General features: G+C 71.2%; 22 protein-coding genes and 1 pseudogene. 16 read left to right on the top strand and 7 right to left on the bottom strand.

The window, feature by feature from the left end; all coding sequences use genetic code 11:
* The first annotated feature begins 15 nt into the window (after positions 1-15).
* From NAEX_RS27670 to NAEX_RS27660, 3 genes are all read left to right on the top strand, one after another.
* The gene (locus NAEX_RS27670; RefSeq protein WP_143825640.1) at positions 16-2,166 is read left to right on the top strand and encodes a hypothetical protein; all 2,151 of its coding nucleotides are present in this window, start codon (positions 16-18) and stop codon (positions 2,164-2,166) included.
* 264 nt (positions 2,167-2,430) lie between these two features.
* Entirely contained in the window at positions 2,431-3,636 is a 1,206-nt protein-coding gene (locus NAEX_RS27665) for a cytochrome P450 (protein WP_170136059.1), read from the top strand.
* Positions 3,637-3,678: 42 nt separating this feature from the next.
* Positions 3,679-4,266, top strand: a complete 588-nt coding sequence (locus NAEX_RS27660) for a hypothetical protein (protein WP_143141496.1) — start codon at positions 3,679-3,681, stop codon at positions 4,264-4,266.
* 76 nt (positions 4,267-4,342) lie between these two features.
* Here the strand turns inward: NAEX_RS27660 and NAEX_RS27655 are convergent, their stop codons facing one another.
* The 3 genes from NAEX_RS27655 to NAEX_RS27645 all read right to left on the bottom strand — a co-directional run bounded on the left by NAEX_RS27655 (position 4,343) and on the right by NAEX_RS27645 (position 7,872).
* Positions 4,343-5,284 (bottom strand): hypothetical protein, encoded by a 942-nt coding sequence (locus tag NAEX_RS27655; protein WP_096330480.1) that lies wholly within the window; start codon positions 5,282-5,284, stop codon positions 4,343-4,345.
* A gap of 122 nt (positions 5,285-5,406) precedes the next feature.
* Positions 5,407-6,399 carry a hypothetical protein gene (locus NAEX_RS52285; protein ID WP_177326071.1) on the bottom strand — a complete coding sequence of 331 codons (993 nt, stop codon included), beginning with the start codon at positions 6,397-6,399 and terminating at the stop codon, positions 5,407-5,409.
* Positions 6,400-6,465: 66 nt separating this feature from the next.
* The gene (locus NAEX_RS27645; RefSeq protein ID WP_170136058.1) at positions 6,466-7,872 is read right to left on the bottom strand and encodes an adenylate/guanylate cyclase domain-containing protein; all 1,407 of its coding nucleotides are present in this window, start codon (positions 7,870-7,872) and stop codon (positions 6,466-6,468) included.
* Between the two features lie 143 nt (positions 7,873-8,015).
* Here NAEX_RS27645 and NAEX_RS27640 point away from each other — a divergent pair, with 143 nt between their 5' ends.
* The 3 genes from NAEX_RS27640 (at position 8,016) to NAEX_RS27630 (ending at position 11,001) form a co-directional block, all read left to right on the top strand.
* The gene (locus NAEX_RS27640; protein WP_096330477.1) at positions 8,016-9,200 is read left to right on the top strand and encodes a vWA domain-containing protein; all 1,185 of its coding nucleotides are present in this window, start codon (positions 8,016-8,018) and stop codon (positions 9,198-9,200) included.
* 300 nt (positions 9,201-9,500) lie between these two features.
* Positions 9,501-10,088 (top strand): OmpA family protein, encoded by a 588-nt coding sequence (locus tag NAEX_RS27635; RefSeq protein WP_143141495.1) that lies wholly within the window; start codon positions 9,501-9,503, stop codon positions 10,086-10,088.
* Positions 10,089-10,356: 268 nt separating this feature from the next.
* Positions 10,357-11,001 carry a BON domain-containing protein gene (locus NAEX_RS27630; protein ID WP_170136057.1) on the top strand — a complete coding sequence of 215 codons (645 nt, stop codon included), beginning with the start codon at positions 10,357-10,359 and terminating at the stop codon, positions 10,999-11,001.
* A 53-nt stretch (positions 11,002-11,054) separates the two neighbouring features.
* Here the strand turns inward: NAEX_RS27630 and NAEX_RS27625 are convergent, their stop codons facing one another.
* Positions 11,055-12,473: a DUF4215 domain-containing protein gene (locus NAEX_RS27625; protein WP_096330474.1), complete on the bottom strand. Its 1,419-nt coding sequence runs from the start codon at positions 12,471-12,473 to the stop codon at positions 11,055-11,057.
* A gap of 260 nt (positions 12,474-12,733) precedes the next feature.
* Here NAEX_RS27625 and NAEX_RS27620 point away from each other — a divergent pair, with 260 nt between their 5' ends.
* The 5 genes from NAEX_RS27620 (at position 12,734) to NAEX_RS27600 (ending at position 18,794) form a co-directional block, all read left to right on the top strand.
* Complete coding sequence (locus NAEX_RS27620; RefSeq protein WP_096330473.1) at positions 12,734-14,800, top strand: cation:proton antiporter domain-containing protein; 2,067 nt, start codon at positions 12,734-12,736, stop codon at positions 14,798-14,800.
* A gap of 201 nt (positions 14,801-15,001) precedes the next feature.
* Positions 15,002-16,108, top strand: coding sequence for a hypothetical protein (locus tag NAEX_RS27615; RefSeq protein ID WP_096330472.1), 1,107 nt, complete (start codon positions 15,002-15,004; stop codon positions 16,106-16,108).
* Complete coding sequence (locus tag NAEX_RS27610; protein ID WP_096330471.1) at positions 16,105-16,707, top strand: RNA polymerase sigma factor; 603 nt, start codon at positions 16,105-16,107, stop codon at positions 16,705-16,707. Before NAEX_RS27615 ends, NAEX_RS27610 begins: the two co-directional genes overlap by 4 nt.
* Positions 16,691-17,419: a tetratricopeptide repeat protein gene (locus NAEX_RS27605; protein WP_096330470.1), complete on the top strand. Its 729-nt coding sequence runs from the start codon at positions 16,691-16,693 to the stop codon at positions 17,417-17,419. The genes NAEX_RS27610 and NAEX_RS27605 overlap by 17 nt, the downstream gene beginning before the upstream one ends.
* A 40-nt stretch (positions 17,420-17,459) precedes the next feature.
* A complete protein-coding gene (locus NAEX_RS27600; protein ID WP_096330469.1) occupies positions 17,460-18,794 on the top strand; it encodes a hypothetical protein in 1,335 nt (444 codons plus the stop codon).
* On the opposite strand, the gene NAEX_RS53930 is transcribed toward NAEX_RS27600, so the two are convergent.
* Positions 18,791-20,026 carry a tyrosine-type recombinase/integrase gene (locus NAEX_RS53930; protein ID WP_143141494.1) on the bottom strand — a complete coding sequence of 412 codons (1,236 nt, stop codon included), beginning with the start codon at positions 20,024-20,026 and terminating at the stop codon, positions 18,791-18,793. The genes NAEX_RS27600 and NAEX_RS53930 overlap by 4 nt on opposite strands.
* 532 nt (positions 20,027-20,558) lie before the next feature.
* On the bottom strand, positions 20,559-21,080 hold the full coding sequence (locus NAEX_RS54255; RefSeq protein ID WP_338042560.1) for a transposase: 522 nt from the start codon (positions 21,078-21,080) through the stop codon (positions 20,559-20,561).
* On the opposite strand from NAEX_RS54255, the gene NAEX_RS50805 reads away from it, so the two are divergent.
* The 5 genes and pseudogenes from NAEX_RS50805 (at position 21,022) to NAEX_RS27575 (ending at position 23,028) form a co-directional block, all read left to right on the top strand.
* On the top strand, positions 21,022-21,183 hold the full coding sequence (locus NAEX_RS50805) for a hypothetical protein (protein ID WP_170136055.1): 162 nt from the start codon (positions 21,022-21,024) through the stop codon (positions 21,181-21,183). The genes NAEX_RS54255 and NAEX_RS50805 overlap by 59 nt on opposite strands.
* Positions 21,180-21,512 carry an IS66 family insertion sequence element accessory protein TnpA gene (gene tnpA / locus NAEX_RS50800; protein WP_170136054.1) on the top strand — a complete coding sequence of 111 codons (333 nt, stop codon included), beginning with the start codon at positions 21,180-21,182 and terminating at the stop codon, positions 21,510-21,512. The genes NAEX_RS50805 and tnpA overlap by 4 nt, the downstream gene beginning before the upstream one ends.
* Positions 21,509-21,850: an IS66 family insertion sequence element accessory protein TnpB gene (gene tnpB, locus NAEX_RS27585; protein WP_096330466.1), complete on the top strand. Its 342-nt coding sequence runs from the start codon at positions 21,509-21,511 to the stop codon at positions 21,848-21,850. The genes tnpA and tnpB overlap by 4 nt, the downstream gene beginning before the upstream one ends.
* A gap of 138 nt (positions 21,851-21,988) precedes the next feature.
* Positions 21,989-22,258: pseudogene (locus NAEX_RS54650) on the top strand (IS66 family transposase); the annotation flags it as partial.
* Between the two features lie 83 nt (positions 22,259-22,341).
* Positions 22,342-23,028, top strand: a complete 687-nt coding sequence (locus NAEX_RS27575) for an IS66 family transposase (RefSeq protein ID WP_170136053.1) — start codon at positions 22,342-22,344, stop codon at positions 23,026-23,028.
* Here the strand turns inward: NAEX_RS27575 and ltrA are convergent.
* Positions 22,953-24,305, bottom strand: a complete 1,353-nt coding sequence (ltrA, locus tag NAEX_RS27570; protein WP_245913570.1) for a group II intron reverse transcriptase/maturase — start codon at positions 24,303-24,305, stop codon at positions 22,953-22,955. The genes NAEX_RS27575 and ltrA overlap by 76 nt on opposite strands.
* Positions 24,306-24,452 lie beyond the last annotated feature (147 nt).

Raw genomic sequence — 24,452 nt, 5'->3', positions numbered from 1 at the left:
CGTCTTGTGGGCGACATGCATTCGTTACGGACCGTCGTACCTCGTCTGTCGCTCCTCCTGTGTCTTCCGGTGGTCGCCTGCGGCGACTCGAGCGGCAACGTCACCGACTCGGGCCCCGGCACCACCACCGCCGGACCGACCAGCACCGCCACCGAGCCCACCGCCACCGGCCCCACCACCGCCGGCCCCACCACCGACAGCCCGCCCACCTCGACCAGCACTCTCGGCACCGACACCGCCACCGGCACCGAGACCTCGCCCGGCACCGACACGGTGGGCACCGAGACCTCGCCCGGCACCGACAGCACCGACGGCACCGTCACCGACACCACGGCCACCTCGCAGACCAACACCGGCACCGACACCGGCAACGGCGTCCTCGACATCAACCCCAAGGACGTCACCCTCGAGATCATCGACGGCGCGATCGTCACTCAGGCCTTCACCGCGACCTACAACGGCGTCGACGTCACCGGCGACGTCGCGTGGAGCTACAACAAGCCGGAGATCGGCGAGATCCAGGTCAACGCCGAGTTCGTCCCGACCGGCACCCTCGGCGGCACCGGCACCCTCAAGGCCACCTACCAGGCCGACCAGGCCGAGACCTCCGTCTCGGTCAAGATCATCAAGAAGCTCGACCCCGGCGGCCTCGAGCCCGGCTGGGGCAACCCCGTCGGCCCCGACCCGTCGATGACGATCGTCTATCCGTACAACGAGACGGTCTTCCCGCTCAAGGTCGCCGCCCCGGTCGTCCAGTGGAACAACGTGCAGAACGGCGACCAGTACAAGCTGCACATCAGCGAGCAGTTCTACGACTACACCATCTACTTCACCACCAACGTCCCCGCGCGGCACCTCATCGACGCCGCCGAGTGGATCGCGATCTCCGAGTCCGGTCAGGGCGCCCAGAGCGACCCGATCAGCGTCGAGCTCCAGCGCAAGAGCGGCAACAACGTCTACGAGTCGGTCAAGCAGACCTGGCGCATGGCCCAGGCGCGCCTGCCCGGCCGCGTCTACTACTGGGAGCTCCCGAGCCAGTGCGGCGGCAACGCCAACGGCCGCGTGCTCAGCATCAAGCCGAGCGAGGCCCAGGCCAACGAGTTCTTCCAGCCCGGCGGCTGCTGGGGCTGTCACACCGTCAGCCGCGACGGCCGCACCGTCGCCGCCGTGCGCGACAACGGTTCGCCGTTCCCGACCTTCACCATCGACGTGTCGGTCGAGCCGGCCGTCTACGGCAACATCCAGCCGAACCCCGGCCTCGGCGGCACCTTCAGCGCCTTCAACCACGACGGCACCAAGCTGCTGCAGTCCAACGACCCGGCCAACGCGGTCAGCTCGCTGCTGCGGGTGATCGACACCATGAACGGCGCGATCCTCAACCCCAACGTGCTGCAGACCGGCTGCGGTGAGCCGGCCTGGTCGCCCGACGGCAAGAAGATCGCCGCCACCTGCGGCTACCCGAACGGCGGCTGGACCTTCGACCAGAACCAGGCCGACCTCGTGGTCGCCGACGTCAACCCCGACGGCATCACCGTCACCAACCAGAAGGTCATCGTCCCCAAGGGCAACGACGTCGGTCGCCCGGCCTACCCGAACTTCTCGCCCGGCAACGAGTGGATCGTGTTCGGCCGCCCGACCCAGGGCGCGCGCTCGACCGGCAACGGCAAGCTGTTCCTCGTCGGCACCGAGGGCAACGACCTCGTCATGCTCGAGAAGGCCAGCTCCGACAACAAGAGCTTCAACCCGACCTTCGCCCCGCTCCGCGCCGGCGGCTACTTCTGGGTCGTCTTCATGTCCCGCCGCGACTACGGCAACACCCTCGTCGGCGCCAACCGCCAGCAGCTCTGGATCACCGCCATCAACGATCCGCCGAACGCCGGCACCGACCCGTCCAACCCGCCGTTCTACGTCCGCGGCCAGGAGGACTGCGCCCTGTCCGAGAACGCCTACTTCGCCCCCGACCCCTGCATCGAGGAGCCCAACAAGGTCTGCGAGTCCGGCATCGACTGCTGCTCCGGCCACTGCATCCAGATGGGCGAAATCAAGGTCTGCGGCGAGAAGGGCCCCTGCTCCGAACCCGGCAACGCCTGCGAGTCCGACGCCGACTGCTGCGAGCCCGGCACCCCCTGCATCGACGGCTACTGCCAGCAGGTCTTCCCGCAGTGACGTGACCTGTCCCTCGGGACACGTGTGATGATCGACGGCCCGCCGGCGTCCACGCGCCGGCGGGCGCGCTTCCTCGCCGCACGGCCATGTCCGAAAGGACAGGCTCATCCTCGCCGCGTCCGCCATCGCCGACAGTCTTCACGCAACAGAGAGCGCGGCCTCCGAAGGCCGACTCTGGAAACGCCGCACTCCGAACGCACCGTCGATCAAAAGCGCCCGGCCGCCGGGTCCCGCGCCTGGCGAACTCCGCTACCCTCGGAGGTCATGCACGATCCGCTCGGTTTGTACGCCCCCGACAATCGCGACGACCCCTACCCCGTGCTCGCGCGGCTGCGGCGCGAGGCGCCGCTGTACTTCGCCGGCAACGAGGGCGCGGGCTCGTTCATCGTCACGCGCTACGCCGACGTCGCGGCCGGCTTCCGCGACGGTCGCCTGTCGGCCAGCCGGGCGGAGGCGATGGCCAGGCGCCTGCCGTCGGAGGCGCGCCAGTGGTTCGCGCCGGTGGTCGACAACCTGGCGCACTGGATCTTGCTGCGCGACCCGCCGGACCACACGCGCCTGCGCAGCCTGCTCGGCCAGGCCTTCACGCCGCGCCTCGTCGAGACGTGGCGCCCGCGGATCCAGGAGATCCTCGGCGAGCTGGTGCGAGCGATCGAGCCCGGCGAGGTCGAGCTGGTGGGGGCGATCGCGGGCCCGCTGCCGGTGCTCGTGATCGGCGACATGCTCGGCCTGCCGCCGGAGGACCGCCACCGCCTCAAGGCCTGCTCCGACGCGATCGCCGCTTTCTTCGGCGCCACCGTCATGAGCCAGGCGCTGCTCGCCGGCGCACGCGCGGCGATCCTCGAGCTCGAGGAGTACTTCCGCAAGGCGCTCGCCGAGCGCCGCCAGACCCGGCGCCAGGACCTGCTCTCGGCGCTCGCCGCCGCCGAGGATCAGGGCTCGATGCTCAGCGAGCAGGAGCTGCTGTCGACCTGCACCGCGATCCTGTTCGGCGGCCACGAGACCACCACCAACCTGATCGCCAACACCGTCTACACCCTGCTGCGCTTCCCCGACCAGCTGCAGCGGCTGCGCGCCGAACCTGACCTCTTGGCCAGCACCATCGAGGAGGTCCTGCGCTTCGAGTGCCCCGTCTCGCGCATGGGCCGGGTCGCGCGCGTCGACTTCGAGTGGCACGGCCAGCAGGTCAAGGCCGGCGACCGCCTGTTCCTCTCGTTGGCCGGCGCCAACCGCGACGAGTCCCAGTTCCCCGAGCCCGACCGCTTCGACATCGCCCGCGCCGACAACCGCCACCTCGGCTTCTCGACCGGCCCGCACTACTGCATCGGCGCCGCCCTCGGCCGCCTCGAGGCTCGCCTCGCCCTCGAGGCACTGTTGAAATTTCCGCGCTGGGAGCTGCTCGAAAAGCCGACCTGGCTCGACAACCTGACGGTCCGGGGTCCGAAGGCGTTGCGCGTGGCCCTGAGCTGACCGCGCGGCGACCGGCGCGACGATTGTGGTACGCTCGAGGCGATGTCGGTGAGAAGGACAGCCTGGGTGGTGCCGGCGCTCTTGGGGACCTTTGCATGCGGCGGACCGGCCGCGCGCGAAGGGGAGCCGGCGAAGAGCCGGGAGGTCCTGGCCGCGGAGATCAAGGCCGCCGCGACCAAGGCCGAGCGGGACGACGCGGCGGAGGAGGCTCGGGAAGCGGAGAAGAAAGCCGCGCAGGAGCTGAAAGCCGCGCAGGAGCTGAAAGCCGCGCAGGAGCTGAAAGCCGCGCAGGGCATGGTCGAGACGAAGGCCGAGCCGGCGAAGCCCGAGGCCAAGGCGCCGGCGACGACCCCGGCCGCGGGCATCGAGTTCGGCAAGTGGACGCTCGCGAGCGCGACGTGGAGCGACGGCGGCGCGGCCGAGCTCACCGAGGCGCCGGCGCGATCGATCGCCGCCTGCCTGCGCACGGTGAAGCAGCCGCGGGCAGAAGTGGCCGTCACCGTCGAAGCCGGCAAGATCGCGCGCGCCGAGGTCAAGGGCGAATCACTCAAGTGCGTCGAGGAGCTCCGCGGCGTGGCGACCCCGGAGCTCGGCCGCGACGGCGAGTTCACGGCGATCTACCGCCAATAAGCCTCATTCCCCCACGGCGGGCGCCGCCCGCGAGCGACCCGCGCGCCGGCGGCGAGGTCTGCGGGCGCCTGTCTCTTCAGACAGCTTGAAGCCCGCGCCTGCGCCAGGCGAGCCCGGCGATCATCAGCCCGAACACGCCCGCCCCGTCCGTTCCGCCGCCGCGGCAGCCGCAGCCGGCCTCGCTGCCGTCCTGGGCGCCGTCGCCGGTGCTCGCGCCGTCGCCCGCGCTCGTGGTCGTGCTCGTGCTCGCCGCGTCGCCGCTGGTCGGCGCGCCGGTCGTCGGCGCCTCGCCGCCGCTGCTCGTGGTCGCCCCCGGCTCGCCGGTGCCCGTCTCCGCGGTGGTCGCCGGCAGCCCGGTGCTGGCCTCGCCCGTCGTCGATGCGCCGCCCGTGTCACTCGTGCTCGTCTCCGGCTCGCCCGTCGTCTCGCCGCTCGTCGTCGACTCCCCGCCGGTGGTCTCCTCGCCGATCGGCGCCGGCGGCTCGTAGGTGCTGCCGGGCTCGACCAATGTGATGACCATGCGGACCTCGGTCGGCATGTACAGCGCCGCCGTCTCGGGCCCGACGTTGTCGGCCGACGGCTTGCCGTTCATCGTGTCCTTGAGGATGCACGCGAACTTGTTGACGCCCTGCGTCCAGTCGACGAACTCGCCCGGCGGCGACCAGAACTGCGCGAACGTCGACTCCCACTCGTAGATCCCGACCTCGGTGTAGGTCGGCGACTGCAGCGTACACGCGTAGGTCGGGTTGGCCTCGAAGCACACCTGGAACTTGGTCTCCTGCGCCGTCGGCTTGGTCAGCACCTCGAGGTGGACCCACACCGAGCCCTGCGTCCAGTCGACCGGGCTCGTCCAGTCCGCCGGCACGTCCATCATCGGCGTCACCCGGTAGTGTGAATCGGCCAGGTCGGGCGCGTGGACCCACGTCTCGTCCATCACCACCAATTGCCCGGCTCGCGCCGCTCCGCCCGCCACCGCGACGAATGCCCCGAGCGCGAGCGCCAGTCCCTTCGTGTTCATGCGCGCCAAAATATCGACCTCGCCGCGCCCTCGCCACGGCGAACGCCGTGCGACGAAACGGGGCCGCGCCCGTGACGCGTGGGGGCGGCGATCGACTGGGCGATCGCCGGACCTGCATGCGCTCACTTGCGCCGGTACGTCAGCGCGTACTTGAGCGGGACCTCCAGCCGCGACGACGTGATCGTCACGCTCATCGTCAGCTTGTCGCCCGACTCGTCGAGCGTGAACACGCTGCGCCGGCCGCCGTCCTCGGCCTTGAACTCCATCACCAGGCGGCCCTTGACGAGCGAGAACGCGACCGTCAGCGGCGAGCCGTCGTCGGCGGTCCACGGCACCGCCGGACCGCCCAGCGTCCCCGAGATCGTGCGCCCGGCCGCGAACGTCGCCGTCACCCTGGTGCCCTCGACCACGAACGATATCTGCTCGCGGATCGGGTTGGCCGTGGTCAACCGCTTGCGGCCGATCCCGCGGATCAGCGCGTTCAGCTGCTGCACCGTCGTCTCGATCGCGTCGGTCAATTGCTGCCGCTGCGCCTCCCCGCCCGCGTAGCGGAACGTCCCCGCGAAGCGGTTCTGCTCCGGCTGGGCCGGCGCCGCCGGGGTCGGCGCGGGCGTCGGCGTGGCCACCGGCGCGGGCGTCGGCGCTGGCGTCGGCGGCGGGCTGTCCGCAGGGACAGGTGCCTCGGGCGCCGCCGGCGTCGTCGGTGACTTGTCCTTCGGGACAGGTTGCGGCTCGGTCGTCGGCTTGACCTTCTTCGCCGCCGCGGCCTTCTCGCCCTCCGCCTTGGCCTCCGGCCTGGCCTCCGCCACCGCGCTCGCCGGCGCCGCGCCGGTCGGCGCCGCCTCGGCCGGCGCCCCGGCGGTCGCGCTCGCCGCACCCGGCCCCGCGACGCCGGGCTCGACCGGAGCGGCCGCGGGCTCGGCCAGCGCCACCACCGGCTCGACCTTCGCCTCTGCGGCCGCCTCGGCCTTCACCTCGGCCTTCGCGTCCTCGGCGAACGGATCGTCGAACTCCTCGGGCACCGCGGGCGCAGGCGCCGGTGGTGCCGCTTCACCGCATCCCACGGCGAGGACGGTCGCGCACACGAGGAACCTGCGGAGCTGAACGGTAAGCATTGTCGCCACCATACCAGCGAACCCGCGTCTCCGTCGCGCGATCCGGCAATCCCCATTTCACGGGTCCTAGCGCCCCGCCGTCGCCGCGACCGGCTTCTTCGCCAGCCAGGGGTTCGAGTCCCCCGCGCGCACGCTCTGGAGCGTCTCGCCGACCACCGACGAATCGGCCGCCTGGGCCAGCGCCACGATGCTCTCGTGGTCGCGCAGCCAGATCCCCTCGAGCGCGCCCGCCGACGGATCGAACACCGGCAAGAACACGGTGAGCGGCCCGCTGCGCCCGCGGATCGGCACCTCCGGCGCTTGCACGAAGCTCACGGGCCCGCGGATCCGCGAGCGCGTCGTCTCCGACACCACGATCGGGCTCGCCAGCTGCTTCGTCAGCGCCTCGAGCCGCGACGCCACGTTGACCACGTCGCCGATCGCCGTGTACTCGCGGCGGCGGGGCGAACCGATGTCGCCGACGATCACGCGCCCGCTGTGCAGCCCGACCCCGATCTTCAGCGGCGGCACCCCCGAGCTCTCGCGGCTGACGTTGAAGCGGTGCAGCGCCTCTTGCATGTGAAGCGCGCACCACATCGCCCGGTCGGCGTGATCGGCCTGCTCGATGGGCGCGCCGAAGTACGCCATGATCCCGTCGCCCATGAATTTGTCGAGCGTCCCGCCGGCGGCGAAGATCACGTCGACCATACAGGTCAAATAATCGTTGAGCAGGCGGACCACCGCCTCGCTCGGCATCGACTCCGCCAGGGTCGTGAACCCGCGGATGTCGCTGAACAGCACCGTCAGCTCGCGCGACTCGCCGAGCGCCTGCTGCTCGCGGGCCTGGCTGAGCAGCTCCGCGACCGCCGGCGAGAAGTAGCGGCCCATGCGATCGAGGCGCAGCTGGTCGCGCGCCGTCGTCTCGATCAAGAACCGGAACCGGCCCATCAGGTAGGCGCAGGTCGCCGCCACCAGCGACAGCAGCAGCACGGTCGCCACCATCGCCCCCACCGTCACCCCGGCCGTCACCTGCAGCACGATCTCGAGCGCGCTGCCGACCACCGCGCACGCGACCACCAGCGGCCGCTGCAGCGTGATCGCCGACAGGATGATGAACAGCGCGAACACCCCGACCGCGAACCCGGCCGTGCCCGCCGCCGAGCCGGTGCCCATCGTGCTGTAGAGCAGGATGAAGATGAACGGCACGTCGACCAGCGCGATCGCCATGCCGAGCAGCGACGCGCGCGCGCCGAGGCGTCGGCCGGCGGCGTAGAGCACCCCCGCCGCGCCCCAGTAACCGGCCACGATCCACACCCCGCCCGCGCCCCACTCCGCCTGATGCAGCAGCAGGTCGAGCACCGTGTACAGCGCGAGCAGGCCGCTGGCGCCGACGAAGCGGATCGCGTTGACCCGGCGGACGGCTTGTTCCTGCTCCCGGCCGATCGCCGAGGCCATCGCGCTCTTCTGCCGCCTGCCGACTCGGGACCAGAACATCGTCGTCGTGGCGGATGATACGCCGACGGTCCGCCGCGCGAGCGAACGTCTTCGCTCGCGCATCCGCCCGGGCTCCGGTCAAGGTTGTGTAAAAGCCCACGTCGTCGCCGGCGAGCTCGCTGCCTCGCGCGTAGGGTGCAGGCATGCGCCACCGCCCCATGGAAGTCCTCGCCGCCAGCGCCATCGCCGTCTGCTGCCTCGCCCTGGCGATTCACCCCACGCTCCGCAGCCCCGCCGAGGTCGTCCCGGCGCCCGAGGTCGCGTCGGCCCCGCTGGCGGTCGCGACCCCGGCGCAGACACCCGCGGCCGCGCGCCCCCGCATCGACGTCGTGTTCGTCCTCGACACCACCGGCAGCATGTCGGGGCTCATCGAGGGCGCGAAGCAGAAGATCTGGGCGATCGCCAACCGCCTCGCCTCGGGCGAGCCGCGACCCGACCTGCGGATCGGCCTCGTCGCCTACCGCGACCTCGGTGACGAATACGTCACGAAGCGCTTCGACTTCTCCGCCGACATGGACGCCGTCTACGCCGAGCTGCTCGGCTACGAGGTCGGCGGCGGCGGCGACCACCCCGAGCACGTCGGCCGCGGCCTCGAGGACGCGCTCGACCGCATGCAGTGGAGCGCCGGCGACAAGGTCCTGAAGCTCGTGTTCCTGGTCGGCGACGCCCCGCCGCACGACGATTACCAGGACTCGCCCACCACCGCCGAGCTGGCCAGGCTGGCCGCGCAGCGCGGGATCCTCATCAACACCGTGCAGTGCGGCGCCTCGCCCGAGGCCGAGGCCGCCTGGCGGGCGATCGCTGGCGCGACCCGGGGCGAGTACAGCCAGATCGCCCAGAACGGCGGGGTCGTCGCCGTCTCGACCCCGTTCGACGACCGCCTGCAGGCGCTCAACAACGAGCTCTCGGCCACCGTGCTGACCTGGGGCAGCCGCGGCGACAAGCTGAGCGCGCAGGTCAAGCTCGGCAACCGCATGGCCATGTCGGCCAGCGCCGCCGCCGAGGCCGCGAGCTACAGCGCCAAGGTCGAGCGCATGAACAGCGAGGACCTGATCGGCGCGCTCGACGGCGGCCAGGCGCTCGCCGACATCCCGACCGACCGGCTGCCCGACGTCATGCAGGCGATGACCCCCGCCCAGCAGGCCGCGCACGTCGCCGACATGCGCCACAAGCGGTCCGCCGTGAACGAGCAGATCCGCGAGCTCTCGGCCCAGCGCGACGCCTATCTCCGCGACGCCGAGCGGGCCGCCGGCGCCGGCGACGGCTTCGACGCCACCGTCACCGACACCCTGCGCCGCCAGGCCGGCGCGATCGGGGTCGCGTACTGACACGATCAATCGTTCCATAGGACATGCTGCGCAGGACATGTCCGACCAGACATTCGCTCCTCGGCCCGGGCATGCCTCCAAGGACATGTCCCGTCGATCATCCACGCCCGGTGCGGCCCTGGAAGCGGGCGGACGGCCTCGCCTCACCCGAGGACATGTCCCGAGGGACACCCGCATCCTGCCGCGCGACGCGCAGCCGCGGCGGGCGGGCGGCCGCGCGTCGGGGCGGGCGCGGCCCGTCGCCGCGGATCAGCACGCCCGGGCTTGACGGCGGCGGGCGCTCGCCAATCCTGCGGGGCCATGAGAGCCGTTTACGTGTCCCTCTGTGTCCTCCTCGCGGCCGTCGCGGGCTGCCACAAGACCTCGGCCGACCGCCCCGTCGAGCACCCAGACGACGTCGCCGAGCGCGACGACGAGGCGCTGATCGTCGAGGCCGAGGAGCGCGAGGCGTTGCCGCCGGCGGTCGGCGTCGAGGCCGAGCCCGCGGGCGAGCGGCGGGTCGAGATCACCGGCGTGTTCATCGACGTCCCGCTCGCCACGGCCTGCGGGATCCCGCTGGCGCCGGAGGCTTACTTCGAGTTCGACTCGGCCGCGCCCGAGCCCGAGGACAACATCCTGCTGCGGCGCGTCGCCGAGTGCCTGACCACCGGGCCGCTGCGCGAGCACAAGGTCGAGCTGCGCGGCTACGCCGCGGCGAACCGCGACGAGTACAACGACAAGGTCGGCATGTCGCGCGCCGAGTCGGTCCGCGAGTTCCTCGCCACGCAGGGCGTCGACCCGGAGAGCATCGTCGTCCGCTCCGGCGGCGAGGCCGGCGCTGCGCCCGAGGCCCCGAGTGATTGGCCCTACGAGCGGCGCGTCGACGTCGTCTTGCTGCCCACCGACTGACGTCGCGGTGGGCGCCGCCGCTTGCCCGCGCCCTGGCCATGCACAAGACTAGAGGCGCGGAGGAAATCCGATGACCCGGCGCAGACAACCAATCGAGGACGGATTCCGGCATCCAGGCGATTTCGGGCAGGGGCCGCGATTCCCCGGGGGATTCGCCGAATCCAGAGTCCCGCTCGCCGATGCCTCGTATCAGGGCTATGGCGCGTACGCCACGCTCGACGGCACACGCGTCGACGAATCGGAGTATGCCGAGCTCGACTATACCGGCGTGGAGCTCGAGAGCGAGCTGACCCCGCCGGACCACAGCGGACGCGGCCCGCGCGGCTACCGTCGCTCGGACGAGTCGATCCGCGACGATCTCCACGTCCTCCTCACCGCTCACGACGAGATCGACGCCACCCAGGTCGAGGTCCTGGTCGAGCGCGGCGAGGTGCTCCTGCGCGGCCACGTCCGTCGCCGCGCGACCAAGCGCCTCATCGAGGACATCGCCTACCAGGTCGCCGGCGTCCGCGACGTCACCAACCTGCTGCGGATCGGCCCGCCTCCCCGCGCGCCGGAGCCCGAGCGCTTCGCCGACGACGACGTCGAGAGCAAGCCCCGCAGCACCCGCAAGGACGACCACCCGTCGCGCCGCGACGCGTGGGTCAGCGAGCACCTGCGCGACCGAGGCACGCTGCAGGACGAGGTGCAGCGCGCCATGGACCGCCGCGACCTGCGGAGCCACGTCTACACCGGCCCGCGCGACACCTCGGCCGGCGAGCGCATCTCTCCGCCCGAGCGCCCGCTCATCGTCCCCGACCCCCACCGGCCCCCGCCCGCGCCGGCCGACGAGGCGGTCGACCTCGACACCAAGGACCTCAACGCCGAGGCCCCCACGCTCGAAGACATCGACGAGGACGCGGCCGAGTCGTGATTTTATGACGAGACATGTCCGAACGGACATGTCCCATCATAAAGAGTTTGAGCTCATGGCCCGTACTTGCGGACCATCACGTCGCTGTTGAGGCCGGGCGCCACCGTCACGGTGCCGGTCACGACCACCCCGCCGTCGGGCGTGGACGCCACGTCGGTCGCCCCGTCGACCCCGCCGTTCATGCCCGCGACGACGTCGGTCCACATCACCCCGCCGTCGGCATCGTAGCGGCGGATCCACAGGTCCACGTCGTCCTCGCCCACGGCCGTGCCGCCGGCCGCGACGAAGCCACCGCCCGCCACCGCCGCGATCGCGGTGGCGTCGTCGCTCTGGCCGAACTCGCCGGCGAACGTGTCCGTCCACAGCACCTGGCCCGTCGCCTCGTACTTGCGCAGCCAGGCGTCGGCGAAGCCCCCTCCCGTCTCGACGCGGCCGGCGACGTACACCACCCCGTCGAGGTCGACCGCGACGTCGAGCGCCCAGTCGTTGCCGCTCATCCCGCCGTCGACCGTGTCCATCCAGCCGGGCGCTCCGTCGGGCCCGTATTGCAGGATCAGGATGTTGAACCCCTGCGTATCGGTCGATTCGCGGCCGACGGCGTAGACATTCCCGGCGCCGTCGACCGTCACGCCGCTGAGGCTGTCGAGCCCGCCGCCCGCGCCGACGTGGACGCGCGACCAGAGCTCGGCGCCGTTCTCGTCGTACTTGCGCACCAGGCCGTTGGTGTCCTGGGCCTGCTTGATGGTACCGGCCACCACCGGGTCGTCGCCGGCCATCGCCACCGCCGCGCCGGCGATCGGCGCGTCGTCGGTGAACTGCCACACCAGCTGTCCGGTCGGCGTGCACTTGCTGAGCCAGAACAGCCCCGGCTGCCCCTGCGCGATCGTCTGCCGGCCGACCGCGACCATGAACCCGCTCGGCTCGGCGGCGAGCCGGAGCGCAGAGTCGGCGGCGTTGACTCCGCCGTCGTACTGCTGCGTCCACTGGCTGACCCCTCCGGGGTCGAATTTTTGGATCAGCGCGTCGGGCCCGGCCGCCATGTCGACCACGCTGGCGGCGATGTAGATCTCGCCCGCCTCGTCCACCGCGATGCCGCCGGCGAGGTCCTCGCCGTTCTTGGTGCCCTCGACGATCACCGTCCAGCACACCTGCCCCGGCTCGGCCTGTCCCTTGGTACAGGCGGTCGTGCAGCAGTCGTCGTCGACCTGGTTGCCGTCGTCGCACGCCTCGTCGCCCGACACGATCCCGTCGCCGCACACCGGCACGGGCGGCTCGCTGGTGACGGTGGTGAGGGTGAACGAGGGATCGACCGTCGGATCGACCGTGGTGGTGGGCCCCGCGGTGGTCGGGCCCGCGGTCGTGCCCTCCGTCGTCGTCGCCGTCGCCGTCTCGGTGTCGCCGCCCGGGGAACTCGGCTGACAGGCGAGGAGCGGCGAGGAGACCACGACAGCAGCGCGGGTAAGCCAATGCATGGTCCGCGACTTTAGACCATGGCTTTCGCCGGTGAAAGTTCGTCCGCTTGCGCGCTCGCGCCCTTCGGCCTGCAGGCCCCCGACGACCTCGACGTCGCCTGGCGGGCCCGCGACGCGCCTCGCACGATGCGGCCGCGAGGTCCGCCGCCTGCGCGCCCGTCCGGCCGGCTCGCCGCCGCCGCGGCCGGTTCGCGGCGCCGGGCCCCGGGCTCCGGGCGGCGCGCTCGCCGGGCCTGCGGCGCTATACCTCGCCACCTTTTATGGCCGGCGACGTCGTCCATTACATTCAGGACCTGAGCGTCATCCTGGCGACCGCGGCGGTCACCAGCATGCTGTCGCAGCGGCTCAACCAGCCGCCGGTCCTCGGCTACGTGCTCGCGGGCGTGCTGATCGGCCCGTACGTGCCGGGCATCGAGGTCGCGCGCGACAGCGGCCTGCTGACCCACGACCTGTCGGAGTTCGGGGTCATCATGCTGATGTTCAGCATCGGCCTCGAGTTCAACCTGCGGAAGATCGCCCGGATCGGCCCCGCCGCCGGGCTCACCGCCCTGTTCGAGGTCGCGCTGATGATGACGCTCGGCTTCGGCTGCGCGCGCCTGTTCGGCTGGGACCGGATCCAGAGCCTGTTCGTCGCCGCCTGCATCTCGAGCTCGTCGACCATGATCGCCGCCAAGGCGTTCGAGGAGCACCGCCAGCGCGCCGACTTCGTCGACCTCGCGTTCGCCATCCTCGTGTTCGACGACATGCTGACGATCCTCGTGTTCGCGCTGCTGACCGCGGTCGCCAGCGGCAGCGGCGTGTCGGCCGGAGACTTCGCCTGGTCCGTGGGCCAGCTGATCGCCTTCTTGCTCGCCCTGCTGGCCCTCGGCCTGCTGGTGATCCCGCGCTTCATCCGCCGCGCCGCCGCCCACGAGCGGCCCGAGACCCTGCTGATCGCCAGCGTCGCCGTCTGCTTCATCATGACCTCGCTGGCCGCCGCCGCCGGCTACTCGATCGCCCTCGGCGCCTTCGTGGCCGGCATGCTGGTGTCCGAGTCCGGCGAGGGCCACAAGCTCGAGCCACACGTGCTGCCGCTGCGCAACATCTTCGGCGCGGTGTTCTTCGTGTCGGTCGGCATGCAGTCCGACCCGCTCGAGATCGGCGCCCAGTGGCCGCTCGTGCTCGCGCTGACCGCCGTGGTCCTGGTCGGCAAGATCGTCGGCGTGTCGACCGGCGCGTTCCTCACCGGCAACGGCCTCACCAACGCCGTGCGCGCCGGCCTCGGCTGCGCCCAGAACGGCGAGTTCTCGTTCATCATCGCCGCCTTCGCCATCGCCGCCGGGATCCTCGACAAGAGCATGTTCCCGGTGGTGGTCGGCGTGTCGCTGCTGACGCAGATCAGCACGCCCATGCTGGTGCGCCGCTCCGAGCGGGTGGCCGACGCGCTGCAGCGGTGGTCGCCCGGCCGGCTGCAGACGTTCGTCGACTTCTACGAGTCGTGGATCGAGCAGCTCCGCACTGCGCCGCGCACGGTGACGGTGTGGAGCCGGGTGCGCAGGTCGGTGATCCTGCTGGTGCTCGACGCGGCGCTGCTCCTCGTCAGCGCCGCGGGCTCGAGCCTGATCCACTGGGACGTGGTCAAGTTCTTCGCCGACCGCTTCCACCTGCCGCCGTCGCTGGTCGACGTCGTGTGGGTCACGCTGTCGCTCGTCGTCGTCGGCCTGTTCTTCCTCGGCGTGCTGCGCCACCTGCGAGCCGTCGCCCGCACGCTGGCGCGCATCGTCGTGCCGGCCCACGCCGACGACGGCCCCGACCTCGGCGCCGCGCCCCGCCGCGCGCTCACCGTCGCCCTCGAGGTCGCGCTCAGCCTCGCCGTCAGCGGCCCGCTGGTCGCCATCGCCCAGCCGTTCGTGCCGCTCAGCACGATCTTGTTGGTGCTCGGCCTCATCGCCCTGGTCCTTCTCTACGACGGCTGGCGCAGCCTCGCCAACCTGCAGGGCCACGTGCACGCCGGCACCGAGCTCATCGTCGCCATGCTGGCCAAGCAGAGCCACGAGGGCGGCGACGTGGACGAGGACCGATCGCTGCCGGGCGCGCGCGACCTCCTGCCCGGCTTCCCCGACCTCGCGCCGCTGCGCCTCGACCCTGGCGACTTCGCGATCGGCCGCACGCTCGCCGACCTGCAGCTGCGCCAGCGCTCCGGCGCGACGGTGATGGCGATCCACCGCCACTCGACGCCCGACACCTCGCCCGCGCCGTACGCCCCGCTCGCGCAGGGCGACGTGCTCGCGCTCGCCGGCACCCCCGAGGCGATCGCCCGCGCCCGCCAGATCCTCGAGCGCGGGTGACTCGCAAGCAAGCGTAGACCGCCACGCGAGTCGAAACTCGACGACCTGACCCGAAGACAAGGTGTCGGCCGCGTCAGCCGGCTCGCTCGCGTCCACGTCCGCCCGAGGTCCCGTCGACCATGCCACCAGGCCGCCGCTGGGCGAGCGTGCGCCGGCGCCGGGCCGTGCAGACGGCCGCGAGACTCGTTACTCTCCGCCCTGGTGCCCGCCCTCCCCCTCGCCCTCGCCCTCGTGGCCGCGTTCGCGCCCGCGGGCCTCGACCTCGAGTGGCAGGCCCCCGAGGGCTGCCCTCCGGCCGCGGAAGTCGCGGCCGCGACCAGCAAGCTGCTCGGCCGGCCGCTCGACCCCGGCGGTCCCGCCGAGCGCGTCCGCGCCCGCGCCCGCGTCGTCCGTGAGCCCCGCGGCTTCCGCCTCGACCTCGAGCTGCAGAGCCCTGCCGGCAGCGAGCGCCGCAGCCTCCGCGACCGCCGCTGCCAGGTGCTCGCCGACGCGGCCGCCGAGATCGTCGCCACCGCCGTCGACCCGAGCCTGGCCGCCGGCGTGCCGCCGGCGCTGCCGCCCGAGTCCGATGGGACATGGCCCGAAGAACCTGCCCCTTCAGACATAAATCAAAGCACACTTCAATCGGCCTCCGCGCCCGCCCCGCCGCCCGCGCCCGCCCCGGCTCCGGCGGCCGCGCCCGCCCCGGTCGCCGCCGACGACCCGCTCGCCGCCCCGCTCGCCGCCCATGCCCGCGCCGACGACCCGCTCGACGGTCCGACCCCGCCGCCCGCGCCCGCCCCGCCGCCCGATCCCTGGCGGGCCTCGCTGCGCCTCGCCAGCGTGTTCGATCAGGGCAGCCTGTCCGGGCCCACCGGCGGCTTCGCCGTCGCGCTCGGCGTCATGCGCCGGCGCTTCCGCGTCGAGCTCGGCGCCGCCGGCCTGGCGCCGCGCGAGACCCGGCCCGACCCGACGCTGGCGGCCGGGGCTCGCCTGTCCTTGTGGACAGCCACCCTGCGCGCCTGCGGCGTCGCCGGCATACGCCCGCGGCTCGAGCTGGTTGGCTGCGGCGGCCTGGAGGCCGGCGCGCTGCTCGGCGCCGGCCTCGGGGTCGAGGGCGCGCGCACGCGCGCGCAGCCGTGGTTCGCGGTGGTGGTCGGGCCCGAGCTGGCGGTCCCGCTCACGCGTGGGGTCGCGGTCACTCTCGGCGCCGACGCGGTGGTCCCGGTCGTGCGGCCCCTGTTCGTCCTGGACGGCGTCGGACCGGTGTTCCGCGCCAACCCGGCCGCCTTCCGCGCCGTCCTCGGCGTCCAGTTGAGAATTCCGTGACGGACCGGAAGCCCGGCGGCCAATCCCCGCACGACATGCCTCCGCTCGCCGCGCGGTCCGGTCCTTCTTCGGGGGTCGCCCCCGAGTTCGCCGTCGTCTTCCGCGAACACCACGACTTCGTGTGGCGGATCCTCCGCTACTTCGGCGTGCCGGCCGAGGCCGTCGACGACAAGGTCCAGGACGTCTTCCTCGTCGTCTATCGCCGCTGGGACGACTTCGACCGCCGCAGCTCGATGCGCAGCTGGCTCTACGGGATCGCCCGCCGCGTCGCCGCCGATCTCCGCCGCGGCACGATGCGCGCCGAACGTCGCCTGCGGGCCGTGCCCGATCCGTCGCCGGCCGTCGAGCCCGACCAGGCGCTCGCGCAGATCGAGGCCGCCGAGTTCGTCGAGCGCTTCCTCGCCACCCTCGACGACGACAAGCGCGAGGTGTTCGTCCTCGCCGAGCTCGAGTTCCTCACTGCGCCCGAGATCGCCGCCGCCACCGGCGCCAACACCAACACCGTCTACTCGCGACTTCGTGCCGCGCGCGCCCTGTTCGATCGCGCCGTGCGACGCTTCGCCCCCGAACTGCGGAGGACCCATGGCCAGCCACGATGACGATTCGCGCGATCTCCTGCTCGCCTACCGCGCGCGGCACGCCCCGTCGGCTCGCAACGCCGCCGACAACTGGCAGCAGCTCGTGCGGCGCATCGACGCCGGCGAGCCCGCGCCCGCCCTCGGCCCCGAGCGGGTTCCCGCGCGGCCCCCTTTTTCCTCCGCGCGGACGTGGGCGTTCGGCTTGCTCGCCGCCGCCGCGGCCGCGCTGCTCGCCGCCCGCCTCGTCTGGCCCGACAGCTTCTCGGCCCGCGGACGCGACGTCGGGGCCGCCGCGCCCTACCAGCACCAGCCCGACGCCCGCCCGCGAGCCGTCGAGGTCCCGGCCCCGCCCGCCGCCGCGGCCGCGGCTAGACCTGTCCCTTCGGACGTCTCCGAGGCGCCTGCCCCGGCCGCGCCGAGCGTCCATCGACCTGTCTCTTCGCCCATGCCCGAAAAGCCAGCCACGGAGGCCGACCTCGCGCGCGAGCTCGCCTCGGTCCGCGCCGCCGCCCAGGCCGTGCGCGACGGCGACGGCGCGACCGCCCTGCGCCACGCCGACGCCTACCTCGCGGCCCACCCCCGCGGCTCGCTGGTGCCGGAGGCGCGGCTGCGGCGGCTCGAGGCGCTGTGCCTCCTGGGCCGCGGCGACGAGGCGCGCCGCGAGGCCGACGCCTTCCTCGCCGACTACCCGCATTCCCCGCTGCGCGAGCGCGCGGCCGCGGCCTGCAAATAAAATCCGACGACTCGGACGGCCCGCGGCCATTGCCCGGCCGATGACACGCCTACCCCTCACGCTTTCCCTGCTCCTCCCCCTCGTCGCCGCCTGCGAGCTCAAGGGCGTCACGCTCACCGGAGACACCGAGGACGCGCCCTCGACCGGCGACGCCTCCGGGAATGGGAGCAACGACCCGAGCGCGACCACGGCCATCGACCCGACCGGCGAGACCACCGACCTCACCACCGGCAACGACACCTTCGAAGGTACGACCGGCGAGCCGCCCGTGACAGGCGCCGTCGACATCCTGTTCGTCATCGACAACTCCGGCAGCATGGCTCGCCACCAGAGCCTGCTCGCCTCGAGCATGCCCGCCCTGCTCTCCGACCTCGACGGCGTCAACCTGCGGATCGCCGTCACCACCACCGACACCGGCAACCCGCGCTGCCCCGCCGCGCAGAACACCCCCGAGGGCGGCAAGTTCGTCCTGCGCAGCTGCGTCGCAGCCGCCGCAGAGGGCGAGTTCGTGTTCAACGGGCAGGACTTCTCGAGCGCCTGCACCAACAAGTGTGCGCTCTCGGAACTCACGATCACGCCCACGGCCACCGCCCTCGACCCCGACCCCAAGCCACGCGCGTGGCTCGAGCGCACCGGCAGCGACCTCAACGTCACCGCCGACCTGGTCGACGCGCTCGCGTGCGCGTTGCCGCAGGGGGTCGCCGGCTGCGGCTTCGAATCGCCGCTGCAGGCGATGGCGATGGCGCTCGCGCAGGCGACCTCGCCCGACAGCCCCACCAACTACGGCTTCTTGCGCCCGGGGGCCGACCTGCGGATCGTCATCGTCACCGACGAGGCCGACTGCAGCTACGACCCGGAGTTCGACGAGATCTTCACCGGCAACAAGGCCTTCTGGTCCGACCCCAACGCGCCCGCGCCGACCAGCGCCGTCTGCTTCAACGCCGGCGTGAGTTGCGTCGGCGCCGGCCCGACCTACGCGAGCTGCGAGTCCGCCGACTTCGACAGCACCGCCACGATGACCTCGGACCCCGAGCAGGCCGTGCTGCACCCGGTGTCGAAGTACGTCCAGATCTTGCAAGACATTCAGGCGACCAAGACCGGCGGCGCGACGGTGAGCCTGGTCGCCATCGCCGGCGTCCCGAGCGGCTTCGAGACCGGCAACGTCCCGCTGACGTACGCCGACGACCCCGACCCCGTGCAGCAGGATCTGTTCGGCATCGGTCCCGGCTGTGTCAGCCCCACCGACGAGACCGTCGTCGCCATCCCGCCGACCCGCATGCTCGACGTCGCCGAGGCGCTCGGTACCCCGCAGTTCTTCTCGATCTGCGAGGGCAGCTTCGACGCCGCGATGATCGCCGCCGGCGCCGCGCCCTAGGCGTTCGGCCGCGGAGAGGGCCGCGCCTGTGTCACGGCTGTGTCACGGGCGGTTCCGCGCCGGTGCGCGCCGAGGCGGGAGATCGCGGCCCGCTCGGTGCTCGGGTCGCTGTGCAGGTACTCGGCCGTCGTCTTGATGTCGGCGTGCCCGAGCAGCCTGCGCAGCGTCTCCAGATCGATCCCCGCCCGGAGCGCGTGGGTCGCAAAGCTGTGCCGCAGCCGATGCGGCCCGAACGGACTCAGCTTGGCGCGACGAGCGGCGCTGTCGAGCAACGTCTCGACCGTCCACCTGGTCGCCGGCCGGTCGAGGCGGTCGTGGAGGAGCCACCCATCGGCGGATGAGGTGGCGAGCTCTCGCAGCGCCGCCGCGAGGCGCTCCGACATCGGCAACGTCCGCGGCTCGCCGCTCTTCGTCGGGTGAACCACGCGCTCGCCGCGAATGATGGCGATGGAGCGGCGCACGTGCAGGTCGTCGCCGTCGATGTCGCCCACCTGGAGGCCGGCGATCTCGGAGGCGCGGAGGCCGGCGTCGAGGCCGGCGAGTACGACGGCGAGATGCCGCGGACCGACTGCCTCAGCGCCCGCGATGAGTCGTTCGGCGTCGTCCTCCGCGAGCGAGACACGCTCGGTCGGCGGCTCCGTCCGGAGCACGCGGAGCGGACCGACGAGCGCGGGGCGCAGGCCGAGCCTGTGCGCGGCGTTGAGGCACGCCCGGACGATCGTCAGGTACGTGTTCGTCGTGGAGGAGTGCAAGCTCTCCATCTCCCGCTGCACCCGGGACAGGTCGAGCTCGCTGAGCTGGGCGACGGGCTTGTCGCCCAGCACCTTGCCCTGCTCGCCTGCCGCGCCAGCCTGCTTCGTTTGGCAGAGGTAGCGAAGCGCCTGCCGCCGCCGAATGAGGCTGCTCTCACGCACGCGCCGCGCTCGTTCGTTGGCTTCCCACTCCTCGCACCACTCGGCGACGGTCATCGCCGCGAGGCGCTGTTGCTCGGCTGCCGCCTCCTGCTCGACCTTCTCCGCGGTGGCCTTCTTCCGACCCTCGCGGCTCTGCGGGGGCGGCCTGCCGGCCTCGATCTCTCGGCGGACCTGCTCGCCCCATCGCTGGGCCGCCGACTTGCTGGTGATCGAGCGCGGCGCGTTGTAGCGGTAGCGCTCCGCCTTGAGCTTCCCCGGCGGCACGGCCCAGATCACGACCTGGAGCCGTGGCGTGCGGGCATCGGTGCGTTCAATCACATTTACACTCATCTGCGCGTTCTCTTTCCGCGCAGCCCTCAGCTCGACCCGTAGCGCCGAGCCGAGGGCGCGTCAAGCAGCAGGTGCGGGCTCAGCGAGCCAGACTTCGACCAGGGATCTTCACCAGGGACGGGACGTGGTCGCGGGCGACCATATCGTCGATTTGCCACGCTGTAGTGCCGAGGAACCGCGAGATCGCGGACCGCCGGACTACATCACCCCGGCGCTTTTGACATTTAACTGTCAACGGCGCTCCCCCAGTTTGACGAGCCACTTCTCAAGGTCGCTTCGAAGCCACCGCACACCCAAACCTGGAACTTTGATGGGAGGGGGAAGCTGGGCACGAGCCCGCATGTTCCTTACCTGCGTCTCGGTAGAGCCGATGAACTCGGCGACTTCGGTGGCCCGCATCAAGGCCGAAGAGCTCTTGGTTGGCCCCCGGGTTTCGCCGGCGTTTCCTGAGCCGTCGAGAGACTCATCGCAGGATACTGTTCCGTCTTCCCCACCTTCCACCATCCCTTCGCGTCCTATTTCAGAAGCGCTCGCCGACTAGGCTATGTCCGAAATCGCGCATCGGGCACAGGCGCAGGTAGCGGTGGATAAACGCCAGTTTAACCATCGCGCCGAAGTTGATGGCTTTCTTCTCGAACCGAGTGGCGATCCGGCGTGACTCCTTGAGCCAGCCGATGAGGCACTCGACGATGCTTCGACGCCGGTACGCGGCGCTGTCGAATGCGACAGGCCGAAGGGAGCGGTCCTCGTTCTCCTTACTCGGGATTACGGGCTGGATGCCGAGCTCCAACAGGTACTGGTCGACCCAGTTCGCTCGGTAACCCTTATCGCCGGCGAGCGCGACGGGCCAAGCCATCGGTGTCCCGTGCGTAAGCGTCCGGCGAGCTGCGTCGTGACGAGGAGCCGGCCGAGAGCCTACAAGGGCCCTCGGAGGCTGAATGTCGAAAGAGACCGAAGAAAAACGTGATGACCGCGGTGCTGTCGTGCCGCAGCCCGAGCCGCCGGCGCGAGGGACGTTCGCGCTGCTGATCCCGAGCAACATGTCCTGGCAGGCGAGCTCGTTCGGCGGGGCGCTGCGGCTGGACTTCCGGCCGATGCGGCCGAGAGAGCGGGCCAGCCGCGTGCGGGAGAAGGGCAAGCCATGAGCAGGGCGACGGAGGCGACGTGGCGCAAGCGGGTCGAAGGCTGGATCGCCAGCGGTCAGACCTGCAAGGAGTACGCAGCGCGCATCCGGGTCAATGCGCACACTCTGGGCTGGTGGAAGTGGCGCCTGCACGGTGCGCAGGACGGCGCCCAGGACCGGGGAACGGGCGGCGCCGGCTTCGTCGAGGTGACGCAGGAAATCGCCGCGTCGCTGACGAACGAGGCCGGCGTGCTCGAGCTCGAGGTCGGGCGCGTGGTGCTCCGGATCCGCGGTCATGTCGAGGCCGACATGCTCGGGCGCGTGCTCGACGTGCTGGAGGCTCGACGATGATCCCCTCGTCGGTGCGGATCTTCGTATGCACGGAGCCGCAGGACATGCGGCGCGGGTTTGATGCGCTCGCGCTCACGGTGCGGCAGGTGATCGGCGAGGACCCACGCGGCGGGGCGGTCTTCGTGTTCGCCAGTCGCAGGTCCGATCGCGTGAAGGTGCTGTGGTGGGACCGTAACGGCTACTGCCTGATGTACAAGCGGCTGCATCGGGCGCTGTTCCGCGTACCCGCGGCAGACGAGCCGTCGCAGCGCTCGGTGGTCGTCGACACGAAAAGCTTCGCGGAGCTGCTGCGAGGCGTCGAGCGAGCTCCACGCCGTGCGGGGCGAAATCGCTCTTGACGTGAGCTCTCAAAAGCGTACGTAGGAGACGTGACCGAGGTCGAGCTCGTCCGCCATGAACTCGAGAGCCGCATCCGCGAGCACGCGGACGCGATCGACAAGCTGACCGTCGAGCGCGAGCGGTACAAGAAGCTGTACATGGAACTGCTCGAGCGCTGCAAGCTGCTCGAGAAGGGCATCGTCGTCGGCAAGAAGGCCGAGCGCTTCACCGCCGGCGACGACCCGCAGCTCGCGCTGCAGATCCTCGAGATGATGCTCGCCGGCCGCGACGTCGTCGTCGAGGAGGTCGAGGAAGAAGTCGAGCTCGACGATGCCGACGACGAAGACGCCGACGACGCGGAAGTCGATCGTCCCGCGCCCACTCGGCGGCGCTCTCGCGGCCGCCGGCCCCTGCCCGAGAACCTTCCGTGGGTCGAGATCGAGGTGCTGCCGCCCGAGGTCGTGCGCGAGGGCCTCGACGCGTTCCAGGGATCGGCCAAGTCGTCAGCGAGGTGGTCGAGCGTCGACCGGCCTCGCTGGTCGTGGCGCGGATCGTCCGGCCGAAGTTTGTCCGCAAGGGCGAGGCGCCGGGCACGATCGACGGCGAGGGGCCGGCCGTGCAGATCGCGGAACGACTGGAGCTGCCGATCGAGCGCGGCCTCGCCGGCCCCGGCCTTCTCGCCGACACGATCGTGCATCGCTGGCAAGACCATCTGCCCGCGAACCGCCTCGAGGCGCTCTACGCCCGCGACGGCCTCCAGCTCGCGCGCTCGACGATCTGCGGCTGGCACGAGCAGCTCGCCGACCTGGTCGAGCCGCTCGTCGAGGCGATGTTCGCCGACGCCTTCACGCAGCCCTACCTCTGCATCGACGCGACCGGCGTCCTCGTGCAGGCGAAGGAGCAATACCAGCGCGCCCATTTCTGGGTGCTCGTCGCGCCGGACCGCCACGTCCTCTTCCGCTTCTCGCCGGCCCACGACAGCGAGGCCGTCGATCGGCTCCCGAAGGGCTATACGGGCTATCTCGTCGCCGACGCCCACGCCGTCTATGACCACTTGTATGCCAGCGGCGAGGTCGTCGAAGTCGGCTGCCGAGTAGGCGGGGGCGTCGCCGCCCCCGCCCCTCACAGACCCGGACGTGCAGGTTTCCCGCATCCGGTTCCTCGTGCGGCAGATTCGCTCGCTTCGGCGTACTTGTGAACGATGTGTGGCGCAGGGAGGGGATAGGCAGACAAGAGCCGATCGAACTGCTTCCATCTGCCTTGAGAGCCTCTCGAACGACGGTCGAGCCAGTAGTGCCAGACGCGCTGCACCTGGTGCGCGAACCAACGGATGCGTCGGCCATTCCCACTGATGCCGTAGTACGAGTAGTGCCCGGTCATCATCTGGGACAGTCGCTTGTGCTGGGCCGCCATCGGCTGGTGACGGTTCACCCGGCACCAGTCGCGGATGGCCTTGAGCGCACGCGCATAACGGTCCTTCGCCGTCCGCTGATGCACCACGTTCTTACCTCGCCTCGATTTCCCCCACACATGGGTGAAGCCGAGGAAGTTGAACGTGGTCGCCTGCGTGGCAGGGTGCCGCCCTCCGTCAGGGCGCTTGAAGCGGAAGTCGACCATCTTGGTCTTTTCGGGGTGCAGGCTGAGGCCGTACGCAGACAGCCGCTTGCCGAGCACCTCGCGGACGCGGATGCAGTCGAGGAAGTCTTCAAACCCCATGACGAGGTCGTCAGCAAATCGCACAAGAAAGCAGCGCCTCTTCATCCGAGGCCGAACGTCCCGCTGGTACCACTCATCCAGCACATGGTGCAGGAAGATGTTGGCGAGCAGCGGCGAGATCACTCCCCCCTGCGGCGTACCCGTCTCGGGGTGGCTCACCTGTCCACCCTCAAGTACGCCAGCCTTGAGCCATTTATCGATCATCTTGCGGACTACGCCGTCCACGACTCTCCGGTCGAGAAACTCCCTCAGCCGACGGTGATCGATCGTGTCGAAGTATTGCCGGATGTCGACATCCAGGACCCATCGGATCGTGCAATCCATGATCTGGTTGCGGATCTCCCGGAGTGCCATGTGCGCCGACCTTCCGCGCCGGAACCCATACGAGCATGGCTGGAAATCCACCTCGTAGATCGGCTCCAACAGCAACGCGATCGCTCGCTGCGCCACCTTGTCCTCGAACGTCGGGATCCCGAGCGGTCGCGTCGAGCCGTCCGCCTTGGGAATGTGCGCTCGTCTCACCGGCGGGGCTTTGTAACGGCCGGACTTGATCCGGTCCAGGAGGCTTTGAAGGTTCGCCTCCAGGTCCTTCTCATAATCTGCCGCGGTCTGCCCGTCGATGCCCATGGCGCCATCCTTCCGCGTCAGGTTGTACGCGTGTCGGAGCCATTCGATGTCGAGGTGGTGATTGAGCGAGGTGATCACCAACTTGGGATTGTTCCTCGCCAGCGTGGCTATCCGCGTCTGTTTCGTGGACACGCTTTCGGGCCTCATAGGACCCTCGTGTTTCTCAGACGCGGTTCTGCCGGCACGGCGCCCCCCTTCCCTCCGCTGGGTCCCCATGAGCCGAGTTCCCCAGCCTCCGCGGTACTACGAGAGCGCTACGACTTCCCGCCGCCGATACCC

This window comes from Nannocystis exedens (assembly GCF_002343915.1).
GTDB classification, from domain to species: Bacteria; Myxococcota_A; Polyangia; order Nannocystales; family Nannocystaceae; genus Nannocystis; species Nannocystis exedens.
Note: the sequence above shows the minus strand (reverse complement) of the source record. Positions and strands in the feature narration are given on the sequence as shown.